This is a genomic window from Paenibacillus sp. FSL R5-0766 (assembly GCF_037971845.1).
GTDB lineage: Bacteria > Bacillota > Bacilli > Paenibacillales > Paenibacillaceae > Paenibacillus.
Window position 1 is genome coordinate 6,369,018 of record NZ_CP150227.1, and the last position, 22,005, is coordinate 6,391,022.

At 49.7% G+C, this 22,005-nt stretch carries 18 protein-coding genes; 5 read left to right on the forward strand and 13 right to left on the reverse strand.

Translation table 11 applies throughout. The features are described 5' to 3' along the window. Positions 1–98 precede the first annotated feature (98 nt). The 7 genes from MKY66_RS27570 to MKY66_RS27600 all read right to left on the reverse strand — a co-directional run bounded on the left by MKY66_RS27570 (position 99) and on the right by MKY66_RS27600 (position 7,757). Positions 99–980 (reverse strand): nitrilase-related carbon-nitrogen hydrolase, encoded by an 882-nt coding sequence (locus tag MKY66_RS27570; protein WP_076209764.1) that lies wholly within the window; start codon positions 978–980, stop codon positions 99–101. Positions 981–984: 4 nt separating this feature from the next. Further along, on the reverse strand, positions 985–2,274 hold the full coding sequence (locus MKY66_RS27575) for a M20 family metallo-hydrolase (RefSeq protein WP_076209763.1): 1,290 nt from the start codon (positions 2,272–2,274) through the stop codon (positions 985–987). 109 nt (positions 2,275–2,383) lie between these two features. After that, positions 2,384–3,757, reverse strand: coding sequence for an aspartate aminotransferase family protein (locus MKY66_RS27580; RefSeq protein WP_076209762.1), 1,374 nt, complete (start codon positions 3,755–3,757; stop codon positions 2,384–2,386). Between the two features lie 242 nt (positions 3,758–3,999). Continuing rightward, positions 4,000–5,064: an ABC transporter substrate-binding protein gene (locus MKY66_RS27585; RefSeq protein ID WP_076209761.1), complete on the reverse strand. Its 1,065-nt coding sequence runs from the start codon at positions 5,062–5,064 to the stop codon at positions 4,000–4,002. Positions 5,065–5,204: 140 nt separating this feature from the next. Beyond that, on the reverse strand, positions 5,205–6,143 hold the full coding sequence (locus MKY66_RS27590; RefSeq protein WP_083656967.1) for an ABC transporter permease: 939 nt from the start codon (positions 6,141–6,143) through the stop codon (positions 5,205–5,207). Beyond that, the gene (locus tag MKY66_RS27595; protein ID WP_076209760.1) at positions 6,140–6,952 is read right to left on the reverse strand and encodes an ABC transporter permease subunit; all 813 of its coding nucleotides are present in this window, start codon (positions 6,950–6,952) and stop codon (positions 6,140–6,142) included. Before MKY66_RS27595 ends, MKY66_RS27590 begins: the two co-directional genes overlap by 4 nt. Next, on the reverse strand, positions 6,933–7,757 hold the full coding sequence (locus MKY66_RS27600; protein WP_076209759.1) for an ABC transporter ATP-binding protein: 825 nt from the start codon (positions 7,755–7,757) through the stop codon (positions 6,933–6,935). The genes MKY66_RS27595 and MKY66_RS27600 overlap by 20 nt, the downstream gene beginning before the upstream one ends. Before the next feature lie 524 nt (positions 7,758–8,281). Between MKY66_RS27600 and MKY66_RS27605 the strand changes: the two genes are divergently transcribed. From MKY66_RS27605 to MKY66_RS27620, 4 genes are all read left to right on the forward strand, one after another. Next, complete coding sequence (locus tag MKY66_RS27605; RefSeq protein ID WP_305956048.1) at positions 8,282–10,507, forward strand: methyl-accepting chemotaxis protein; 2,226 nt, start codon at positions 8,282–8,284, stop codon at positions 10,505–10,507. Between the two features lie 119 nt (positions 10,508–10,626). After that, positions 10,627–11,628, forward strand: coding sequence for a GTP 3',8-cyclase MoaA (gene moaA / locus MKY66_RS27610; protein ID WP_076209757.1), 1,002 nt, complete (start codon positions 10,627–10,629; stop codon positions 11,626–11,628). A gap of 377 nt (positions 11,629–12,005) precedes the next feature. Then, entirely contained in the window at positions 12,006–12,578 is a 573-nt protein-coding gene (locus tag MKY66_RS27615) for a hypothetical protein (RefSeq protein ID WP_305956047.1), read from the forward strand. Next, positions 12,547–12,843 (forward strand): methyl-accepting chemotaxis protein, encoded by a 297-nt coding sequence (locus MKY66_RS27620; protein ID WP_305956046.1) that lies wholly within the window; start codon positions 12,547–12,549, stop codon positions 12,841–12,843. Before MKY66_RS27615 ends, MKY66_RS27620 begins: the two co-directional genes overlap by 32 nt. Before the next feature lie 208 nt (positions 12,844–13,051). Here MKY66_RS27620 and MKY66_RS27625 read toward each other — a convergent pair whose 3' ends face one another. Beyond that, positions 13,052–13,663 carry a LysE/ArgO family amino acid transporter gene (locus tag MKY66_RS27625; RefSeq protein WP_076209756.1) on the reverse strand — a complete coding sequence of 204 codons (612 nt, stop codon included), beginning with the start codon at positions 13,661–13,663 and terminating at the stop codon, positions 13,052–13,054. Between the two features lie 348 nt (positions 13,664–14,011). Here MKY66_RS27625 and MKY66_RS27630 point away from each other — a divergent pair, with 348 nt between their 5' ends. Continuing rightward, a complete protein-coding gene (locus MKY66_RS27630; protein WP_339806456.1) occupies positions 14,012–15,478 on the forward strand; it encodes a PLP-dependent aminotransferase family protein in 1,467 nt (488 codons plus the stop codon). Positions 15,479–15,634: 156 nt separating this feature from the next. Here MKY66_RS27630 and MKY66_RS27635 read toward each other — a convergent pair whose 3' ends face one another. The 5 genes from MKY66_RS27635 to MKY66_RS27655 all read right to left on the reverse strand — a co-directional run bounded on the left by MKY66_RS27635 (position 15,635) and on the right by MKY66_RS27655 (position 21,849). After that, on the reverse strand, positions 15,635–16,462 hold the full coding sequence (locus MKY66_RS27635; protein WP_047840740.1) for a carbohydrate ABC transporter permease: 828 nt from the start codon (positions 16,460–16,462) through the stop codon (positions 15,635–15,637). Continuing rightward, positions 16,459–17,343 (reverse strand): sugar ABC transporter permease, encoded by an 885-nt coding sequence (locus MKY66_RS27640; protein ID WP_017691891.1) that lies wholly within the window; start codon positions 17,341–17,343, stop codon positions 16,459–16,461. The genes MKY66_RS27635 and MKY66_RS27640 overlap by 4 nt, the downstream gene beginning before the upstream one ends. Positions 17,344–17,524: 181 nt before the next feature. Further along, complete coding sequence (locus MKY66_RS27645) at positions 17,525–18,805, reverse strand: extracellular solute-binding protein (RefSeq protein WP_076209754.1); 1,281 nt, start codon at positions 18,803–18,805, stop codon at positions 17,525–17,527. A 147-nt stretch (positions 18,806–18,952) separates the two neighbouring features. Beyond that, complete coding sequence (locus MKY66_RS27650; RefSeq protein ID WP_305956045.1) at positions 18,953–20,062, reverse strand: response regulator; 1,110 nt, start codon at positions 20,060–20,062, stop codon at positions 18,953–18,955. Next, positions 20,059–21,849 (reverse strand): sensor histidine kinase, encoded by a 1,791-nt coding sequence (locus tag MKY66_RS27655; protein WP_076209753.1) that lies wholly within the window; start codon positions 21,847–21,849, stop codon positions 20,059–20,061. Before MKY66_RS27655 ends, MKY66_RS27650 begins: the two co-directional genes overlap by 4 nt. Between the last annotated feature and the right edge of the window lie 156 nt (positions 21,850–22,005).

A 22,005-nucleotide genomic window follows, 5' to 3' on the forward strand; every position in this document is an offset into this window, starting at 1 on the left:
CTCCTGGAGAATGATCTACGCTATCTAAAACAATCTTACGTGCATTACACATGCCACCCCGCTGACAGAATCACTTACCGATCACTCGTTGCTGCTTCCTACAGACTAACCAGATGTTCGTACGTTTCCGGCCTGCGATCCCGGTAGAATTGCCACACATTACGCACCTCACGAATCATCTCCGTATCCATCTCGCCAATAACGACCTCATCCTGATCCCTGCTGCCGATCGCTACCATTCTGCCTCGCGGGTCGACCAGGTACGACTGTCCATAAAATTCACCCATATTCCATGGCGCTTCCACGCCAACCCGGTTGATGGCCGCTACATAATAGCCGTTAGCTACCGCGTGAGCAGGCTGTTCCAGTTTCCACAGATATTCCGATGTACCCGCAACCGTAGCGGACGGATTGAACACTATTTCAGCCCCCGCCAGTCCAAGCAATCGTGCACCTTCCGGAAAATGACGATCATAACAGATGTACACACCAACTCTGGCGTAGGCCGTATCAAAAACCGGAAACCCGAGGTTACCTGGTTTGAAATAATACTTTTCCCAGAACCCATTTGTACCCTCACCTGCTTCCACATGCGGGATATGATGTTTGCGATATTTGCCCAGATACGTACCATCTGCATCAATGACAGCTGCCGTATTGTAATACGAAGCAATGCCCTCCACCTCGTACACAGGTAAAACAATCACCACCGCGAGCTCCTTCGCCAGCTCCTGAAAACGTCTGGTCGTTGGTCCTTCCGGCACAGGTTCAGCGGATGCATACCATTTGGGACTTTGCTCTGTACAAAAGTACGGTCCATAGAATACTTCCTGCAACCCGATGATCTTCGCCCCTCTTGCAGCAGCTTCACGGACCAGCACAATGTGTTTCTGAACCGCGGCCTCCTTATGCACCTCAACGGGAGCCGAACCTTCAATTTCATGAGAAGCCTGGATTAATCCGATGCTGATTTTGCTCATAACGTCACAACGCCTCCTCGGGTAAAATGATTGGTTGGTTCACGCCACTGCACATCCTCCGAATGGTGCGATATAACACTTCCGTGCCCAGTCCAATATCCTCCGGGGAGGAATATTCGCTGGGATGATGACTGATGCCGTCTTTGCTGCGGACAAAGATCATGCCATAATCACACACAAGCGAAAGGGCCAACGCATCATGGAACGGACCACTCATCAGTTCTGGCAAAGTAACCCCGATCTCTTCCGCGGATGAACGAATAACCGACATGATTGGCTCTGCACAATACCGCGGCTCACTATTCGTATCCTCTGTCAGCGAGTAGGTTAGACCATATCGGAAGCTCACGTCATCCAAAATGTTCATCAATCGGGCTTCAAGCCGGTTCCTGCGCTCCATCTCCATGTCTCGCAAATCCACCGTGAAGCTGACTTCCTCCGGAATGATGTTCCGTGAGTCTGGAAACACCCTCAAACTTCCCACCGTACCTACGGTTGGTGCTCCCGGGTCTTCTCTCACCATATCGTCAAAAGCCGCAATGACTTTGGCGCTGCCTACCAAAGCATCATGCCGCATCCCCATCGGAACGGAGCCCGCATGACCCGCCATGCCTTTCATCGTCACCGTAAGCCACAACGGGCCCGAGATGCCCGTCACCAGACCTACTGGTGCATTCAACGCTTCCAGCACCGGCCCCTGCTCAATGTGCAGCTCCAGATAACTGCCAATGGAACCTGGCGGATAGATCGCTTCTTCAAAATCCGAAGGAGAACAGCCGAAGGCTTCCAGCGCCTCCCGGCGGGTCACTCCGTTTTTATCCTGCCGCTCCAGTTCGCCTTCTTCCAACTGACCGGTTATGCCACGCGAGCCGAACAACCCTTTGTTAAAACGGGAACCCTCTTCATCGCAAAAGGCAATCACCTCAATCGGCATAAGAGGCTGAATGCCATTTTCGATCAGGCATTGCACGGCTTCGAGTGCGCCGAGCACACCGATCGCTCCATCATATCGACCGCCGTAGGGCTGAGAGTCAATATGGGAACCAATCATGAGGATCGGCAGCGCCTGATCCGCACCTTCGAGACGACCAATCAGATTGCCGAAGGCATCAAGTCTAGTCGTCAGACCGGCCTTTTCCATCCAGAGACGAACCTGAATGATGCCATCCATATCTTCCGGGGTCAGGGCAAGTCGGCAGACACCCGTCTCCGCGATTCGGCCAATCTGTGACAACTGCTCAATTCGCTCATTCAGCCGATGCTGATTAATGACTTTGCCTCTTGTGGTCTGCACCCTTCCTCGCCTCCTTGCGCTTATTTATCGCGTAATGATATGAAAATCTCCATCTCGCTTGCTAAACCGTAAACGTCTGTCGTACCTGTGTGTTATCCATCTATGGCAACTAACCTGCGTCCAGACTACGTAGCACAACGAGCAAACTTCCAGCGATCAGATCCAGCTCCTCCTCGGTGGTGACAAATGGTGGGGAGATCGTCAGAATGTTTGCAAACCCCGGCACGGTATCGCCATTCTTGCCAATCAGAATGCCGTCCCTTTTACAACTGGCGAGCACCTTCATCACTTTGTCCGCCTCCGCAGGAGAACCATCAGCTTCAATCAACTCCACCCCACAGGCGAATCCGAATGAACGGATATCCCCCACAATGGACAGCTCCAGCAAAGGTTCCAGCTTCTCACGAAGCAGGTATCCCAGTTCCTCCGCGCGGCTGACCAGATTCTCTCGTTCCAGAATCTCCAGATTCGCCAGTGCAACTCGGCAGGAAACGGGATTCCCGCCAAAGGTATTCACATGGCGAAAATGGGTATCCGGGCCGGGTTCCCGGAACGTGTCATACAGATCGGCTCGCACGGCCGTTGCCGATAGCGGCGAATACGCACTGGTCATGCCTTTTGCCATCGTCACGATATCTGGCTGTACGCCATAGTTCTGATGACCAAACTTCTGCCCAGAGCGGCCAAAACCACAGATTACCTCATCCACAATGAGCAGTACTCCATAGCGCTGACAGATCTCTTGTACGGTACGCATGTAATCTGGCGGTGGGACAATCATGCCGCCCCCTGTAATCACCGGCTCCATAATTACTGCGGCAACCGTCTCAGGACCTTCCCAACGAATCACCTCTTCATAGATGGTTGCACATTCGAGTCCGCATTCATCCTTTTTTCGTCCAAACGGACATCGGTAACAATATGGTGGCGGAACATGAGAGAAACCTACGCCGAGTGGCTCGTATTTGATCTTGCGAGCGGCTTGCCCGGTGGCGCCCAGTGCGCCCATGGAGTTGCCGTGATACGCACGGTGACGGGAGATGAATTTATGCCGTGTAGGCTCACCATTCTGATGGTGATACTGACGGGCTATTTTGAAAGCCACCTCATTTGCATCTGAACCTGAGTTGGAGAAGAATATTCGATACTCCCCCTCCAGCCATTCATTCAGCTTCTCCGCCAGCAAAATCGCCGGTTCATGACTCTGCGTCATCGGTACATAAGCGAGTGCTTTCATCTGTTCGTAGGCACTCCTCGCAATCTCCTCCCGGCCATGCCCCACATTCACACACCACAGTCCAGACATCGCATCCAGATAACGTGTACCATCCTGATCGGTGATCCAGCTGCCCTCTCCACTTACCGCAATCATCGGATGATCGTTATGAGGTGAGATGTGATGCCATACGTATTTGCGATCTTTCTCCAGCCATTCTTCCTTCGTACCGCCAAGAGGCTGAGGCTGCTGATCCACAGAACTCATTCGTCATCCTCCTCTCTTTAAGCTGGACCTACAGACTTTACACTCACCCACTCCGATTGCAGTACCATCTTCCGATCGCTGTTATCCCCAGATTTTCTAGATTCATTTTTTTCCTTAAGGAAAAATCCGGGGATAAGCGTATGCTTCCGATGCAGCTTTCTTTCAGAAAGCTTTTAGGCGCACGCTTCGCTTCTTCAGATTGGTTCTGCACTCTTCGTTCTTGTGTAAATGTTCGTCCATGCTTATTTCACAGCTTCTTCATAGATGCTTTTCTCCAGCGCTTCATCCAGGTTGGCAGCTTTTTTGATCAAGCCATAGTTCAGTGCAATATCCGCAGTTCGGGTAAATGACTCATCCACAAAACTGCCAACTTGCTGCTCCGTAAATCCTTCCGGGCGAATTAGCTTTGCAATCTCTTCCAGCATCGTTACCTGATGCTCGCGGGTGGTGCTGCCCTCCGTCACATTACTCATCACGATATCCACCGTCTCATCCTGTTGATCAATGGCGTAGTTCCAGCCTTTCAAAATGGCACGGGTCACTTTGACCGCAAGCTCACGGTTGCTGTCTACCCAATCCTTTTTGGCAATCAGAGTGTCCTCCAGCATGCCAACACCGGCATCTTCAATGTTGAACACATCCAGATCGGATTCTTTCATTCCACTTTCCAGCACCACGTGATATTCGTTATAGATTGTTGCCGTCGCCACATCCACCTGGTCATTGAAAAACTGATCCATTGTGAAGCCCTGCTTCACCAGTTCAATATCTTTCTTCGGATCGAGTCCATTCCTCTCCATAAACGCGAGCACCTGAAACTGCTGACTGCCAAACCAGGTACTGACCTTCTTGCCCTTCATCTGAGCCGGATCGGTAATGCCTAGGGACTTCTTGGCAATCAAACGATAGCTACTCTTCTGTGAGATCTGCGCGAGCGAGACGAGCGGCAGACCGTTATCCCGGCTGACCAGCAGACTGTCCACTCCCGTGATCCCCACATCGGCCGCGCCATTGACCACCTGCTGCTCAATCACGATATCCGGACCACCCGGAATAATCTCGGCATCAATGCCTTCATCTGCAAAAAAACCTTTCCCCTTCGCTGCATAAATCCCGGCAAATTGCGCCTGCGGTACCCATTTCAGTTGAATTTTCACTTTGGTTAAGGGTTGATCTGCTTCGCCCGCCCCTCCTGAACTCGCAGCGACAGGCTCAGCCGCCGGCTCGGACTTCGTAGAACATGCGCTCAGCACTGTAACAACCAACAGGACCAATACCAGCAAACCCGGCTTCAACGTTTTGTACATGTACAGAACAACCCCCTGTTTATATACGAATTTTCAAGCATCAGTCCGTGTTCAAAAAGTCTGCTTTTCAGTACCGTGGACTTTTTGAACAACCTCAATCACGTATTACGATCTATGGATGGTTGGTGTCCTAATGTACGTTATTGATCTGTGCGTGCACGATTCCACGGAATGAGTCGCTTTTCTGCCAGGACAACCGCTTCATACAACACAATGCCGAGCGCGGCTGCGATGACAATGCAGGACCAAGCCAAAGGCATGTTCGCCAGTCGAATCTGATCCGAGAGCAAGTACCCGAGCCCCTGGGAGGCGATGAAAAATTCACCCACAATGGCCCCGATAATACTGGTCGACATATTGATCTTCAGACCGGCGAAGAGGGAAGGCAGCGCATGAGGCAGTCTCAGCTTCCAAAAAAACTGCATCCTGCTCGCGGCTAGACCACTCAGCAGATCACTGTACTGCGGCTGAATGGAAGTCAGCCCTTTGAACAGGCTGACGGCCATGGCGGCCATCGTAATCACCGTGACGACTGCAATACGAGACCAAATCCCATCACCGAACCAATTGTTCATAATCGGGGCAAGGGCCACGATCGGAACAGCATTAAGTGCAGACAGAACCGTAACCGCGGCCCTGCCGCTTGTTGGAAAGAACGATGCACCCGCTGCCGCCAGAGCACCCAACAATGAACCGAGCAAAAAGCCTCCCAGCATTTCGGTTCCGCTGTACATCGCATATCGAAAGAGCATATTGGCATTTTCCTGAATGGATGCCGCAATGGCGGAAGGCACGGGCAGTTGGTAGCTTTCCAACGAAAATATCCAATGAAACACCCTGAGCTGCCAGAGGGCGAGAAATAACACACCCGCACCCCAAGGAAGCATGCTCAGTACAATTGAGCGCCTGCGAACGCTGGTACCCAATCTGGCCTTTTCGGCTTGTCCCTGTTGTCCGTGAATTTCTGATCCTGAAGCAGATGTTATCTGTGAACCCGTGAGGGGCGTAGCCGCGCCAGTTACAGCAGCAATAGCCACACCTTCATCACGCTTCCGTTGCAAAACTTGACCTTCACTCATGTGGCATCCCCTCCTTTGGCCCTGAATTCAGGCTGCCAAGGGGTCAGCCAACGTTCAGCCAGACTGATGGCCAGATACGAAATTAGGCCAATGCCAATGCTAAGCATGATGGTCGCCCAGAACATGCCAACTTGGGCATGACCGTAATATAACGAACTGACCATCAGGACACCGAGTCCGTCGGGAGCGCCCATCAATTCCACAACGATGGAGGAAGTCACCGCGAGCGGAGCGGCTATTTTCAACCCGGAAAAAAGTCCCGGCAGTGCTGAGGGCAGCAGACATTTGATATATCGTGCAGTCAGTGAAGCTCCACAGGAACGCATCAGTTCCAGGTGCTCTGGTGCTGTACTTTTCAATCCTTTTAACGTATGGATGATGATGGGGAAGAAAGTGACATACGCCGCCATAACAATTCGGGCCCACTCCGCGTTGTGGATGATGCCGTACACGATTGGTGCTAGACCAATAACCGGAACCATCTGAGAGGAGACTACATATGGAGATAACGTGCGTTCCAGCCAGACAGCCGCGCTCATGAGCAGCGCCAGACCCAGACCCAGCAGCGTTCCCCCTGCGAAACCAATGGCTGCATTGCCAAACGTGACAGCCCCCTGCTCTGCGAGCGTACCCGAGTAACGAAACAGGGCTGCAAGGACTTCGTGCAGATAAGGAAGGCGAGATGCCGCCTGCTGGGGTGACAAGAACAGTTGAAGCATCCAGGCGATTCCTTCCCACAGCACCAATATGGCCATAATCCAGATGACGACCCAGGAGCGATATCCTGGTTTAAAGAACCGCAGAGACATGAGATTCATCACGCTCCTCGTAGAAGCAATTACGAATGGTTGTGATCATGTGGTAGAAAGCTTCCGTTTCTCTCAGTTCACTATGGCGGTCAGAAGGCAGATTAACCGAATGAATGGAGTGCACTTGCCCCGGATGCGCCGAGAGTACGATGATCCGGTCGGACAGAAATACGGCTTCAGGGATGCTGTGTGTGACAAAGAGGAAGGTCTTTCCTGTTGAGCGCTTGATCTCAAGCAGCTCCAATTGAAGCTTTTCTTTGGTGAATTCGTCCAGGGCCGAAAAGGGTTCATCCATGAGCAGCAATGGCGGATCAAGCGCAAGGGCACGTGCAATGGATACACGTTGCTGCATCCCGCCGCTGAGCTGCCATGGATAATGGTCTGCGAAGCGGGTTAGCCCTACCATTTCAAGCAGTTCACCGCTAATGCGGCGGCACTCCTTACGGCGGGTACCCAGCAGTTCCAAGGGCAATTCCACATTGTGACGAACGGTGCGCCAATCGAACAAGGCGGGTGTCTGGAAGACAATGCCGAACTGTCGCTGTAGCCGGGCCCGCTCAGGCTCCTGACCTGCAATGCGAACGGTGCCTGAGGTGGGCTGAAGTAGATCACCCACCAGCCGGAGCAAGGTCGACTTGCCACACCCGGAAGGGCCAAGCAGCGAGACAAACTCATTGGACTGGATCTGGAATGTAACATCCGACAAAGCAGTGACTTGTTGTGTACCTGTGCCAAAAACAACGGACACATGATCTACATCAATATGGCAGGCTTCGGGGACTGTAGCTGAGGGTGCGGAGGACATGGGCATTCTCCTTTGTGGAAGTTATTTTCATTACACACCAAGGCTGAATGGGAGGTTTATATACACAAACGTAACAGGTTTTGCTTGTTAGATAATACTATATCGCTTTGGGCGGGAATTACATTATACAGTGTGTTTTGAGTATGGGCCTGTTCATGTTACACAATGTAAAATGAGATAGATTCTCAGATACATCCATGTGAGTTTTCTTCGTAGATAGCTAACATATATTTCACCTAACAACAAACGCACGATCATTTGTATTTATTGAATAAATATTCGGAAAATATGACATATACCCTCGTATTCTTGGTCGTTTTCTTGTATAAAGATTGAATAGACGTACAAGGAGTTCCACCTCCACGTGAGTCAAAGCTCCTGAATGATGAAGGCGGTATCACCATTCCGGATCAATCGCCACGCATGTTGGAATTCTCAGTCATGTAACGCTTTGAAAACCACATATATAGGTCTATCCAAAGATCAGTAGAACGAAGCTTTCAAATCCAGAAATCGGGGTGGTCATGATGTTTGATTGGCTGGGATGGAGAAAAGGATTGCCGCTGTGGCGATCGTATCTGTTGAACGCACATATGAAGGAAGATGTGGAACAGATTTTTGAGGGAATTGCCGAAACGAGACGGCAGATTATGATGGACTGGGCAGATGAACAGTGGAATCACCTGGATCGTTTGCTTCAACAGATACAGTCGGTCCAATTACAGGATGTATTACAAGGATCACAGCAACGAAGCAAACTAGATGCATGGTTTCAATCCAGTTATATTCGAGCCGTAGACAGTACGGAGCTATTCATGCTGAACGAACAGAATCAGGTGGTATTCTCTACATATAAGAAACATATTGGACAGATCTATGAAGATTACGAAGCTTTAATTGGACCAGGATTGAAATACTCCAGAGTAGATCATCATGGTAAAAAATGCTTGTATGGTCCTTATTCTGATCCACTGACGTTGGATATTGGTCCACGCTCGTCCGCTTTTCACGATGATGTCACCTTGCTGTTTATCTCCCCAATCTTGCAGGAAGGTCGATATGTCGGTTCATTATGCAGCCGTGTACCCGGGGATGTACTGGGTGACCTGATCCAACGAGAATCAGGCCATATCTATCCCGATTCCGGTGACAATTACCTCTTTATGGCTGAGTCCATATTACGGCCCCATCTGCAACCCGGTACCGCCTTATCCCGAAGCCGCTTCGAAGACCGCACCTTTACGCATGGGGAAAACCTCAAAGATGGTGTCACCACCGAATGGGGTATCGTTTCCGTTAAGGAGCACACCGAGCTGGAACTCATGTTCACTGATCCGTCGACCGGAGAACTGCACCCCGGGGTAGCAAACACCATTCAGAATGGTTCCAATCTGTTCGTAGCTTTTCCCGGCTACTCGGATTACCGCCATATTTCTGTGATCGGCAAAGGCATCACCTTCCAGCTGCCACACTGTCCTGATCGCTGGGGCATGATGTGTGAAGGGGATCTGGAGGAAGTGTATCGGATACGAAGCATCGGCTGGCGCCAGTTCAAGCAGCACAGTCTCTTCACGCTTTTGTCAGGCGTTGCAGGAGCCGCGCTTGTCTATGCCCTCACTGGTAGCGGTTGGAGTGCGGCAGCAATGGCCGCTTTTAATGTGTTATTCGGATCCTTCACTGCATTACAGCTGCATCGTAGCCAATATCGACGGGTGCATGAAGACTTGCGTCGCATCAGCCGATTTATTCGAATTAACGCCGAAGGCAGGGGGGATCTGACCCAGCGCCTGGACACGTCTGCTTTTGCCCAAGACGAATCCGGTGAACTGGCGAAGTGGATCAACAACATGATTGACTCTCTGGAAGGCATTATGCTGAAGGTACAACTTGCCACGGTAGACGTTATGGATAATCAGGTTCAGATGCGAACTTCAACAGAGACAACCCAGGGTACGACTGAGCGTGTAAACCACAAGCTTGGTTCGATGATTCAGGCCATTCGCACTCAACTGGAAGATCTCGACCAGGCCAAGATTGCTGCCGATCACATGCGCATAACGCTGCAACAACTGGAGACCTCTGCTACCGAACAGATCGGCGTGGCTCAGCAGGAAGTGGAACGAATCGGCGACAAAATGACCCAAATCTCAGGAGCGGTGTCCGATACCAACCGTACCATCCTGTCCTTCATGGATACCATGAAAGAGATTTACCGTGCACTGGCTGTCATTGATGAAATTTCAGCTCAGACGAACCTGCTGGCTCTGAATGCTACCATTGAAGCTGCACGCGTGGGCGAACATGGCCAAGGCTTCTCGGTTGTGGCAGGGGAAATCCGCAAGCTGGCTGATTTATCCCGCTCTTCTACGGAAAATATTCATCAGATTCTGGACCGAATCTCAACAGCAGCAGGAGCTGCGTCCCAGTTAATTACAGAGGGAGATCAGGTACTGGCTGAAGGAACAACACTGGTTCAGGCCGCTTCGCAACTTTTGCAAAATGCTACCGCTGAAGAAACCGAGCGCACACAAGTCGTGGATCAGGTGGTCATGCTGATGGAGAATATTGCTGCAATCAGCCACCAAAACCGGGCGACTTCCGCTGAGGTGGAGGCCGAGATGATGGAGCTGATTCGTGATATGTTGCAGGTTCAGCATTCTTCGCATAATGTGGAAGCCATTACGGTCTTTCTGCAACAACTCGTGGGTCAATTCCATCTGAATCACCCCGCCAAAAATGCTGTCATCTGACGTCATCGTTGACGCGGATTGGAGAAATAGCTAAAATTTGATGCAACTGTTCCTTTTGAAATTGTCGTATCATTTATAATAGAAGATTTCCAATCTGAACCGATGAAAGGGTGGTCTGCATGGAACTGCTTCAGGATTCATTTGGCCGGATACATGACTACATCCGTATTTCTGTTACGGACCGCTGTAATTTACGCTGTGTGTACTGCATGCCTGCAGAGGGTATGGAGTTTGCTCCACATGATGAGATTATGAGCTACGAAGAAATAGCACAGGTGCTGAAGGTACTTGCCCCGATGGGCATGCGCAAAGTCCGACTCACCGGGGGCGAACCGTTGGTACGCAAGGATCTGCATAAGCTCGTCAGCATGATCTCGGCAATTGACGGGATTGACGATATTGCCCTGACTACCAACGCTCTTCTGCTGGACAAACAAGCTCAGGCGTTAAAAGATGCTGGGTTGAACCGGATTAACATCAGTCTGGATTCCCTGCGCGCTGATCGCTTCTCCATGATTACCCGCGGCGGAGATGTGAACAAGGTGCTGAAAGGCATTGAAGCTGCAACTGCCGCTGGCCTTGCTCCGATCAAGCTGAATGTTGTGCTTATGAAGGGTATCAACGATGATGAGATCAAGGATTTTATTGCAATGACGATTGATCAACCTCTTCATGTACGTTTTATTGAATATATGCCGATTGGACAGGCTTCGGATTCATGGCGCAAATCCTATTTGCCGCTGGAAGCTGTGACAGATGTATGTGCTGAAGCAGGCTGGACGGTAGAAAATACAACAGGCCCTGCGGGCAATGGCCCATCACGAAATATGAAAATTGTGGGCTCCGAAGGCACATTTGGATTGATTCATCCCGTAAGCGATCATTTCTGTGACAATTGCAACCGACTTCGGTTGACCGCTGATGGACATATCAAAGCCTGCCTCTACTGGTCGGATGAGTATAATGTTCGCCGCTTCGTGGATGATCCGGACGCTATGGCGGCACTTTTCCTCAAAGCGCTGGGTACGAAACCAAAGAATCATGAGATGGCTCTGGCTTTGGAACAAAAAATGCAATCGCACACGCCGACGGTACGCCGCATGTCCCAGATTGGCGGATAACAACAGTACGCAATATAACTCAACCGCGTATTCCTGCATATCGATATATATCTTTACCGTCAGGATGACCTCTCAACACAACGAATGAGGTAGCGCTGGCGCGGTGAACCCTTACGTAAATCAGCATTCATAACGTGAAGTGGAGCGTGTCATAAGGCATAGGTGGATAACCAAAGCAGACGAGAACTTAATTGTTTTCGTCTGCTTTTTCGTTATGTTTTCATAAGTTTCTGAAAAACTTTAATTTCCCTGTTTCATTTGTTAAAAATTTAATTAATATACCTTATGCCCTTATCAGGTCTTCAAGATTCCGATAATTCTGACGATGTATACAATACATCTAGATGATACATATACATAATAGGAGCTGAACCTTATTGAACATCGTTGAAGCACTCGTTGCAGCAAGTCCATATTTTAAAATTATGCTGAAAGAACATGATATCATGATTGCGGTAACCGACACGGAGAAGTTCTGGTATTATGTTCCCAGCAATGAACTCGATCTGGGCATCAAGGCAGGAGACCCCGTTTCCCTCGATGACCCTACACTCCGCCGGGCACTTATACATGGAGAAACTTCAGCGAACCGTATTGACGCAAAATTCTATGGTACATCCATCAACTCGGCGGCCACCCCACTTCGGGATGAACAAGGAAATATCGTGGGCACACTTGCCATTGGTTTCTCTCTTCAGAACGAGGAAAAACTGGAGTACTTCACTGAATTGATCGGCGGTATCAGCGGAAAATTAACAGATATGGTGCAGACGGTAGCTGCCCAATCCGAGCAATTGACGGCATCTTCCACGCAGATTTTGGATAATACCCGCATGGCTGTGCAGAACTCAGGTGAAGTGAACAAAGTTGCCGCATTCATCCGCGAAATCTCAGAACAGACCAATCTGCTAGGCCTGAATGCAGCCATCGAAGCAGCCCCGAGCAGGTGAGGCAGGCGCCGGATTCAGCGTCGTTGCATCTGAAGTGCGTAAACTTTCTACGGGTACCAAAGAAGCTACGGTGAACATCGAACGTTCCTTGAAAGATGTCCAGCATTCCATCCAGCAGATGGAGCAGGAGATCACATCCATCTCACAGTCTAGCAACCAACAAGCGGTGCTGGTAACCGAGTTCAGCGAGGTCATTGATCAGTTGAACAGTGTAAGCCGGGATCTGAAAGTGTTTATTGAATCCATGCTGCTGAAGGCGGAATAGATCCGATTATGATTTCCATAACTCAAATGACCAACCATATATAAGAGACACAACACCAAAGCATTATCGAGCACTACAGTTCCAACTCAATAACTTGATCACCAGGCATGCTGATAATCACATTCAGCACCCACATTGAACTCTCCGTGCGATTGACGTCACGGGGAGTTTTTTTATTTTAAACAGGATGAGCCACATCACGGTCCTTCTATGCATAGATGAGCTTCCACAGCATCATAACTGCCAGCCCAACCATGACTACAGCGGACAACCGATTAAACACCAGACTGATGCGTCCAGTTCGATCCGTTCTGCCAATCACCCTTCCTGCGCCTGCAAGTCCCAAGAACCATATCCACGATACAGCCGCGGCTGTCAGGGCAAAATAGATGCGCTCCACCCCTTCATAGTGAAGTGAACTGGTGCAAATCACAGCAACCGTGTCCAGCAGAGCATGCGGATTGAGTAAAGATACCGATGCGGCAAACGCAATCTGTCGCCCCGCTGACATTACCGTCTGTGAACCTTCCACAGATTCGGACGACCTCCAGATACTCCAAGCCATATACAGCAAAAACAAGCTTCCTGCTCCATACAACACATTCGCCAGCAATGGCCATTGCAGCAAAATGAGTGATACTCCTCCAACGGCTGCCCCGATCAACAACGTATCACTGACCCCTGCCGTTATTACAGCAGGCAGTGCATGTATATAACGCCTCTGGCTCATTCCCTGGTTAAAAATAAATACATTCTGCACACCCAGTGGCAAGATCAGGCCAAACGCCAGAACCACTGCATGAATAACAACCTCCATCATTCTTCCCCCTTATCTCTGTATTCCATAGTAGAGCAGATGATGGCTGGCGTAACCAACCACTTGGATGGCATCAGACCCAACCAAATGATATAGTGTTTGTTACAAAGTGTCATTTCAGAAGTTAACTATATAAAAAATAAAAATTTACACGTAAACGGAGAGGGCAGAAATAACCTGAAGAAGCGAAGCGTTCGCCTTTATCCCCAGATTTTCACCTTTATAAAATCAAATTTAAAAAAATCTGGGGATAACAGCGATCGGAAGGTTGTTCTGCCATCGGAGTACCAAGTGTAAATTCAAACGGAGGTGATTCTGCCTGTCATGGAACGTTCTGATTCTCGGCTAAACATGGAGTGGAAGCCGAACCCCTCTCTCGACTTGCCCTTGTATCGCCAGATTGAAGCCTATGTCCGGCAGAAAATCACAACGGGCGAATGGTCAGCAGGATATCGTCTCCCCTCACAGCGAATATGGGCTGAGTCCATGGGGGTAAACCGCAGTACATTGGTCACTGCCCTTGATAATCTGGCAGCCGCTGGTCTGATTGAAGGCAGACATGGCGGGGGAACTTATATTTCCGGCTCCGGTTGGCATGGTATGGCTCATGGAGCGATGCCCAATTGGAACGAAGCCATTGAGGAGGGCTGGTATTATCCCAACTTGCCCGAGATCCAGCAGATTAATCAGGCTGAATTCCGACCTGGCATCATACGTCTTGGTACAGGGGAGCTTGCCCCGGAACTGATGCCTCAGGATGCTTTTAACGACATTCTGTACTCCCTGTCCCAGCGTTCTCGTACACTCAACTACCTGGAACCTCAGGGAAGCCTGGAGCTTCGTGAGGCTTTATCCGCCCATTTGCAGACGACTGGCATTCATGCCTCTCCAGATTCCATACTGATCGTATCCGGCTCACTTCAGGCGCTGCACTTGATTTCGGTCGGACTGCTCCCTCGCGGCTCAGCAGTTCTGCTGGAAAAACCGTCGTATCTCTATTCCATTCACGCCTTTCAATCGGCAGGGTTGAAAATGAGTGGTATCCCGATGGATGACGATGGATTGCACATTGCTCGTCTGGAGGACGCGGCGCAGCATGTCAAAGATCAAGACCACATCTCGCTTCTCTATACGATCCCGAGCTTCCATAATCCCACCGGCTCTGTGATGAGTGATCACCGCTGGGAAGAACTGATGACCACCGCTCGAACACTAGGCATCTCCATACTGGAGGATGCCGCCTACAGTGATCTGTGGCTGGATACTCCTCCTCCGTCATCGCTGAAGGCGCGTGACCAAGAAGGACGGGTGCTGCATATGGGTACTCTGTCAAAGGCAGTCAGCCCCGGTCTGCGCCTCGGATGGCTAGTCGGGCCAGAGCCGGTCATTCGCCGTCTCGCAGATATCAAGATGCAGACCGATTATGGCACCAGTTCACTCGCCCAAGAAGCTGCTGCCCTGTGGTTCGCAGAAGGACATCACGCTGGACATATGGAACGCCTTCGCCCTGAGTTACGCAAACGAAGAGACTTCATGCTGGATCTGTTGCGACAGTACTTTCATGACATTGCGGAGTGGGAAATACCCGCTGGCGGGTTTTACATCTGGTTGCAATTCGCTGTCTCCCCTCTCTCTATCCGCCAATTGTTCCATACCTGTCTGGAGCAGAATGTACTAATCCACCCGGGTTATCTGTATGATCGGCTGGACGCGAGTCACATTCGGCTCTCATACGCGTATGCTTCCCCCGATGAGATGGAACATGGGTTAAAACGCCTCGCAGAAGCTGTCTACAGGCTCATGGATTCTGGCTCCTGACTTCGAATGTTGGTTCCTGATTTCACAATCAAAAAATAGCCTTGACTTGGAAGGACCATGTCCTTCAGATCAAGGCTATTCGCGTAAGTATCGTAAGTTTGTCCGAATACCAGTACGGGCAGATACCAGCTGCGCTGCGGGATACCTTTGAATGTTTTACCCTTTTACCGCACCCTCTGCAATCCCCTCCATGATGAACTTCTGGAAGAACGCATAGATCAGAATAACCGGAATCGCAGTCAGTACCAGGGAGGACAGAATCAACGGCCATTCCTTGTTGTATTCCCCAAACAGCATGTTCGTGGACAGAATCAGCGTATAACGATTCACATCGGTCAGCATGAGCAGTGGCAACAAGAAGTCATTCCAGATCCACAGGAAGTCCAGAATCGCGATGGTGACTGTGATCGGCAGCAAGAGTGGGAAGATAATCTGGAAGAACGTCTGGAACTCATTACATCCGTCCATCTGGGCTGACTCCTCCAATTCACGCGGAATGGACTTCACAAACCCGTGATAGAGGAAGATTGCCATATTCACGCCAAGTCCGATATAGATCAGGGCCAATCCGTACGTGCTTCCTTGCACCCCCATGCCTTTGGCTACCCGTGTCAGCGGAATCATGATCGAGTGGAACGGCACCAGCATGGATGCAACAAACAGGAAGAAGATCAGGTTACTCAAACGGCCGGAGGTACGTGACAGCTTGTATCCCGCCAGTGAGGCACAGAAGACGATACCACCGATCCCCAGAAAGGATACAATTGCCGAGTTCATGGAACTGCCCAACAGATTGATTTTGTTAAACGCGTCCGAATAATTCTCCCAGTGCAACGTTGTTGGCAGCGCGAGAAAAGATTGGAACATCTCACCCTGTGTTTTGAAAGAGTTCACAACCGCCATGTAGATCGGTAGCATAGCGACGAGAGAGCCCAGAATCAGCAGCAGTCGAATCAGATAACTATTCAGTCGTTGCATCCTCATGCTTCCACCTCTTTCTTCTTCATGACGGTGATCTGGATGAGTGTAAAGATGAGCACGATGATGAACAGCACAACCGATTTGGCACTCGCATAGCCGTATCTGAAGTTGTTGGAGAATGCTTCTTCATAGATGTTCATCGTGATCACCTGCGTGGCCCGACCCGGTCCGCCACCAGTCAGTCCATACACCACTTCAAACACTTTGAATGCTCCGTTCAGCGTCAGGAAGAAACAGATGGTCACGGCATGAGTAATCATTGGCAACACCACATTGCGCAGCACCTGGAATGCGTTGGCCCCATCAATAACAGCCGCTTCCTTGAGGCTTTTTGGCACACCCTGGAGAGCAGCCAGATAGATGATCATCATATACCCTACACCGTTCCAGAGCGATACGATCAGAATAGAGTAAAATGAAAACTTCGGATCACCCAGCCATTGCTGGTCGAGGAACGAAAAGGCCAGTTTCTCTGCGAGCTGTGGCAGCACCTGAGAGAAGATGAAGGTCCACATGAAAGCACTGATGATTGTACTGATCATGTTAGGCATGAAGAACAGCGTCCGAAAGAGCCCTTTGCTGCGCGTTCGTGACTCAATCAACACGGCCAGCAGCAAGGCAATTCCATTTTGCAGAATCAGCATAAATATTACATATTTCATCGTGAACCACAGGGAGTTCAGAAAGTCAGGATCTTCTTTGAACAATTCCACAAAGTTGCCCAGACCGATAAAGCTGTAATCCCGATTGAGTCCGTTCCAATCCGTCAGACTATAGAACATGCCACTAAACGTGGGATACAGCAGGAAAATCGCATAGATGACAAAGGCAGGCGCAGTGAACGCGAGCAGTGACAGATACTTCTTGAACACATTCGTAGCCATTGGTTCTCCCCCTTTTCACTCGAAGCGGATGATCGTAAACGAGGGAACAAAGAACGTTCTGCCTGCCATATCATCTGCTTGGAGACTGCGACGAAACAAAGTACCGCTAATTTGTTGACAAAACTCCCAAAACCGTTGAGATATTGCCAACAAAAGCAGGTACTAAATTTCTCACAACTCCCTACTTGTTGACTTTGTTGTAGGATTTCCACGCCTTGTCGAGCGCATCGATAACCTGCTGTTGATTTAATTGCCCAGAGTAGTAACCTTGCAACGCTTTGCCTGACTCGTCTTTCACCGCTTGAGGGAGGGATGGGTCCTCATAAGCTTTACCTTCACTCACATATTTCTGAGCATCGTCTACCCACGGGAAGCTCTTGAAGTCATGGATCTTGGCAATCGGATTAAATTTGAGTGCTTCGAAGAATGCACTTGAATCCTTGTCATCGAGAATGTAGTTCACGAAATCGAGTGCCACTTCTTTGTTTTTGCTAGATGATGATACTGCAAGTGAAGTGGAGGTGCTCAGATTGATTTTGGTATCATCCGGATTGTCATTGATCGGCATGGGTGCTACACCAAAGTTCAAGTCCGGGTTGGACTTCAGAATGGTTTCGGCAAACCATGGTCCCTGAATCCACATCGCGGCGCTTCCTGAAGCGAAGGCTGCTGAACCATCATCTCCGCCCACTTCCAGCGCTTTGTCCGTTCCATTGGCATTGACGAGATCGAAGATATCAAACAACGCTTTCATATCGGAGAAGGAGCCCTGATCCTGATTCATCTTCTCCACGAAGTCTTTGTGCTCAGACTGAGTTAATGCACCCACGGTAAGTGGCAGGAATAATTGCGGAATCCAGGCTTCTTTGTAGGACAGTTCAAACGGTGTAATGTTGGCTGCTTTGAGTTTCTCCACGACCGCTTTCATTTCCGTTAACGTCGTTGGCACTTCCAGCCCTTGCTCTTCAAAAATATCTTTATTGTACAGATAGCCCCATGATACTGTTTCCAATGGAACAGCTACGATTTTGCCCTCCGCATCCGTTATGGAAGGTTTAACCGAATCCAGCAGCTTATCGACAAAAGGTTGGCCCGACAGGTCTTCCAGATAACCAGCTTTGCTGAATGGTGGAATCTCATTGACTGCATGCAAGGCGAACACATCCGGTGCATCATTAGAGGCGAGTCGTGTCTTCAGTATCTGAGGGGCATTGTCCGCAGGCGGCATCTCCAGTTGCACGTTCACTTCAATGTTTTTCTCTGCTTTCTCCTTGGCTTTGAACTGTTCTATATATTTATCGTAGTGTTCTTTCAGCCGAGGTTGTGCAACGAATACTTTGAGTGATACCGTGCTGCCTGACGCCGATTCCTCCTGCCCATTTTCCGTTCCTGCATTGGAACCGCAACCTGCGAGCAGAACACTGACCAGTACCGCACTTGCTACGCTTTTCCATACTTTCATCTCTTATGACCTCCCGGTGTGTAACTGGTTTGTCTTTCATAGGCTCATTATATATCAGAAAATGAAAGCGCTTCATTGGACAAAATTAGACTTGTGTATTGGATTATTTTAAACCTTAATCCTGCCGCAAATGCTCTATCAAACGACTCATTCCGTGCTACTGGCTGAATTGCCTGACATACGAGCCTGTCCCTTCCGCATCTCCCCTGGAGATATTCCGAAATGCTTCTTAAACACTCGATAGAAGTAGGACACATCCTCATAACCCGCCATCTCGGCAATATGCTTGAACGGAATCTGTTCGTCCATCACCCATTCCTTCGCTCGCGTCATACGTAATTGGACAACATAGTCGGTCACGTTCACCTCATACTCTTTCTTGAATACCTTGCTGAGATATTCCTTACTAACAAAAAAGATCTGGGCGAGCTGCTCCAGCGTAATCATCTCCATACAGTGTTGCTGAATGTATTGCTTCACTTCGTCGAGGTTCAGCTTGTTCTTAAATTTGCGCTGCGCAATCAGCTGCTCCAAAGCCTGATAGTATGGAGTCGAAATCCATGTGATCGTGGATTCGATGGAAGCCAGTGCAGCCGCAGGAGGTAGCGCCGTTGCTTCGGGCCGCTCGTACAGGCCATTGGAGACGCACAACTCATCCAACAAAGCCTGTAGTTCATGAGCCACCCTTCCAAGCTGCCGAGGTCTGTTAATCTCGCATCGTTCCAGCTTCTGCTGCAATTGTTGGAACCACTCACGCAGACTCTGAACGTTCAGGTCATTAAACCGCAAGCGAGCCTGCTGCTGAAACAGGGAGAACTCACCTGCGAACGTAGAAGGATACGATTCCCATGATTCAGGCGCTGATTCAACCTTTTCCAACTCTTTTGCACATTTAGCAAGTACACCATTCAGTTCATCCGGATTCACCGGTTTGAGCAGATAATCTGCAGCCCGATGGCGGATTGCATGTTTTGCATAATTGAAGTCGTCATATCCGCTCACCACGATCACCTTGATCTGTGGGTACTGTCCGCTCAGCGTCTGTAGCAGCTCCACACCGTCTGTACCGGGCATGCGCATATCCGTAATGATAATGTGAGGCTGATGCTGCTTGACCAGTTGTATGGCCTGCTCACCATCCTCTGCCTCACCTGAAACGGTCATGCCAAGTTCATTCCAATCTCCGAGGTTGCGTAAAATATCCCGGTTCCACGGTTCATCGTCCACCAGCAGCACTCTGTACATTTCCTTGTTCACAAGGCTTCGCCTCCTCTATTGCAGGGAATTCGTACCGTAACGCTTGTCCCCTGTCCGTATTCACTTTCCATGCTCATCCCATATTCAGGTCCAAAATGCATTACCATTCGTGAGGCCGCATTGACCAGTCCAATACTTGTGCCTGAACTCCACACCCGATCTGCCTGCCGGGTAAGCCGCTCCAGTCTGGACTGCATCTCCGTTAGTTTCTCAGTATCCATACCCACGCCGTTATCACAAATTCGAATGGTTACATCTGTAGGTTCACAGACGACCTCAATGCCCAGCTTCCATTCGCCCTGTTTCTTCTCCAGACCATGCAAAAATGCATTCTCCACAATCGGTTGCAAAGACAACTTGGGAATATAACACGCCCGAAGTTCTCCTGTAATCTCCAGTGTATATTCAAGCCTGCCGGCAAAACGTTGCTTCTGAATCAGCATATAATGCTCCAACTGATCGAGTTCAGACTGTAGAGGCACAAGTCCATCCGGCGCTCGCACAATATAACGAAACATCTCGCTCAAGGCTCGAATGACTTTGTAACTGTCTGCCGGTTTTTGCGAGTAGACCATGCCGCCAATCATCTGCAACGTGTTTTGCAGGAAATGCGGATGGATCTGGGATTGCAGTGCTTTGAGCTCAGCCGTCTGCTTCTCCAGATTCATCAGGTAGTTGTCGCGAATATGTTCCCGAATACGATTAGCCATACCGTGCAGATTTTTCTCCAGCAGACCAATCTCATCCACCCGGCCGCTTCGTACCACTTCCCTGTCCTTGATCAGCTGGATACCCTTCATGGAATTCGCCAGTCTGACAATGGGTTTCGATGTACGCCAGGCTACGAGCGCAGCTAGTCCCACAGAAATAACGGTTGCCAGGCCACCCACAACCAATCCGTATTTCATCGTTTCCAAGGCACTTTCATTAATGACATGGGCAGGTACAATCTTGATCACACGCAGTCCTGACGGCTCAATGGAATGAAAGAATACGTATTCCTTGGCTGTACGGATAAACCCCGAACTTTCTTTTGTACCGGCCAATTTCTCTAGTGCTTCCGCAGACGGCTGAATCTCTTGGTTTGGTTGATAGACCGGACTACCCGCGCTATCGGCAATGTATACTGCATAGTCTCCCCGGCTATCCAGCAGCTCCAGGGTCTGGTTGAACTCAGCCCACTTGATCTCCAGACTGATGGCGCCGATCTGTGCCTGATCCTCGAAGCGGTTCATGCTGCGGGTCATGTGAAACTTTTGTGGATCGTCCGGATCATTAATAATTGTAAAATCTTTATGTTGTGCAAAAAGCTCATGATACCCTTCCGGTATTTCCGATACCGCCTTGATGCGAGAATCCATGGAGTTGAAGGTGAACAGGGTGTCCAATTCTTTCAGATAGAGTTCAACGCCAAATACATAATTGCCAGCAGAATAGTATACACTGTTCAGCATATTAAACATGGCCTTCTGTTCGTCGAATCGGCTGGCTGCCGGTGCTTCCTGGTTCAACGCCAGATATTGATGCAATTCGTCACTGATCTGAATCGAATAGATAATATTGTTCATGCGAGCGAACTGTTCACCCAGATAGATGGAGGCCCAATTCATATTGGCTTGGTTGGTCTCCATAATCTCCTCTTCCATGGAAGAGCGGGTATTCTCGGCTGCCATGGCGGTCATGGCAATGACGGGCACAACGGCCAGCAGCGTCATGGTAAGAATCAATTTATTGCGAATGCTGCGTTTGAAAGGATCTATCAGCTTCCGATAACATTCGGTAAACACAGTGCATCCACTCCTGAGCTAAAATAGACAAACGCCCCAGCATGGAAGCTGAGGGCGCTTTGGTCTTTATATTCGTTTGGAAATGTTACAACTAATGCTATTTACACGGACACTTCGATGACAGAACAACCTTCGATCGCTGTTATCCCCAGATTT

Bases quoted from the DNA above. Each gene is read 5' to 3' on its own strand.
- MKY66_RS27570 (WP_076209764.1), bottom strand. From the start codon at position 980: ATGAGCAAAATCAGCATCGGATTAATCCAGGCTTCTCATGAAATTGAA.
- MKY66_RS27580 (WP_076209762.1), bottom strand. From the start codon at position 3,757: ATGAGTTCTGTGGATCAGCAGCCTCAGCCTCTTGGCGGTACGAAGGAA.
- MKY66_RS27585 (WP_076209761.1), bottom strand. From the start codon at position 5,064: ATGTACAAAACGTTGAAGCCGGGTTTGCTGGTATTGGTCCTGTTGGTT.
- MKY66_RS27590 (WP_083656967.1), bottom strand. From the start codon at position 6,143: ATGAGTGAAGGTCAAGTTTTGCAACGGAAGCGTGATGAAGGTGTGGCT.
- MKY66_RS27595 (WP_076209760.1), bottom strand. From the start codon at position 6,952: ATGTCTCTGCGGTTCTTTAAACCAGGATATCGCTCCTGGGTCGTCATC.
- MKY66_RS27600 (WP_076209759.1), bottom strand. From the start codon at position 7,757: ATGTCCTCCGCACCCTCAGCTACAGTCCCCGAAGCCTGCCATATTGAT.
- MKY66_RS27605 (WP_305956048.1), top strand. From the start codon at position 8,282: ATGATGTTTGATTGGCTGGGATGGAGAAAAGGATTGCCGCTGTGGCGA.
- moaA (WP_076209757.1), top strand. From the start codon at position 10,627: ATGGAACTGCTTCAGGATTCATTTGGCCGGATACATGACTACATCCGT.
- MKY66_RS27620 (WP_305956046.1), top strand. From the start codon at position 12,547: ATGCAGCCATCGAAGCAGCCCCGAGCAGGTGAGGCAGGCGCCGGATTC.
- MKY66_RS27625 (WP_076209756.1), bottom strand. From the start codon at position 13,663: ATGATGGAGGTTGTTATTCATGCAGTGGTTCTGGCGTTTGGCCTGATC.
- MKY66_RS27630 (WP_339806456.1), top strand. From the start codon at position 14,012: ATGGAGTGGAAGCCGAACCCCTCTCTCGACTTGCCCTTGTATCGCCAG.
- MKY66_RS27635 (WP_047840740.1), bottom strand. From the start codon at position 16,462: ATGAGGATGCAACGACTGAATAGTTATCTGATTCGACTGCTGCTGATT.
- MKY66_RS27640 (WP_017691891.1), bottom strand. From the start codon at position 17,343: ATGGCTACGAATGTGTTCAAGAAGTATCTGTCACTGCTCGCGTTCACT.
- MKY66_RS27645 (WP_076209754.1), bottom strand. From the start codon at position 18,805: ATGAAAGTATGGAAAAGCGTAGCAAGTGCGGTACTGGTCAGTGTTCTG.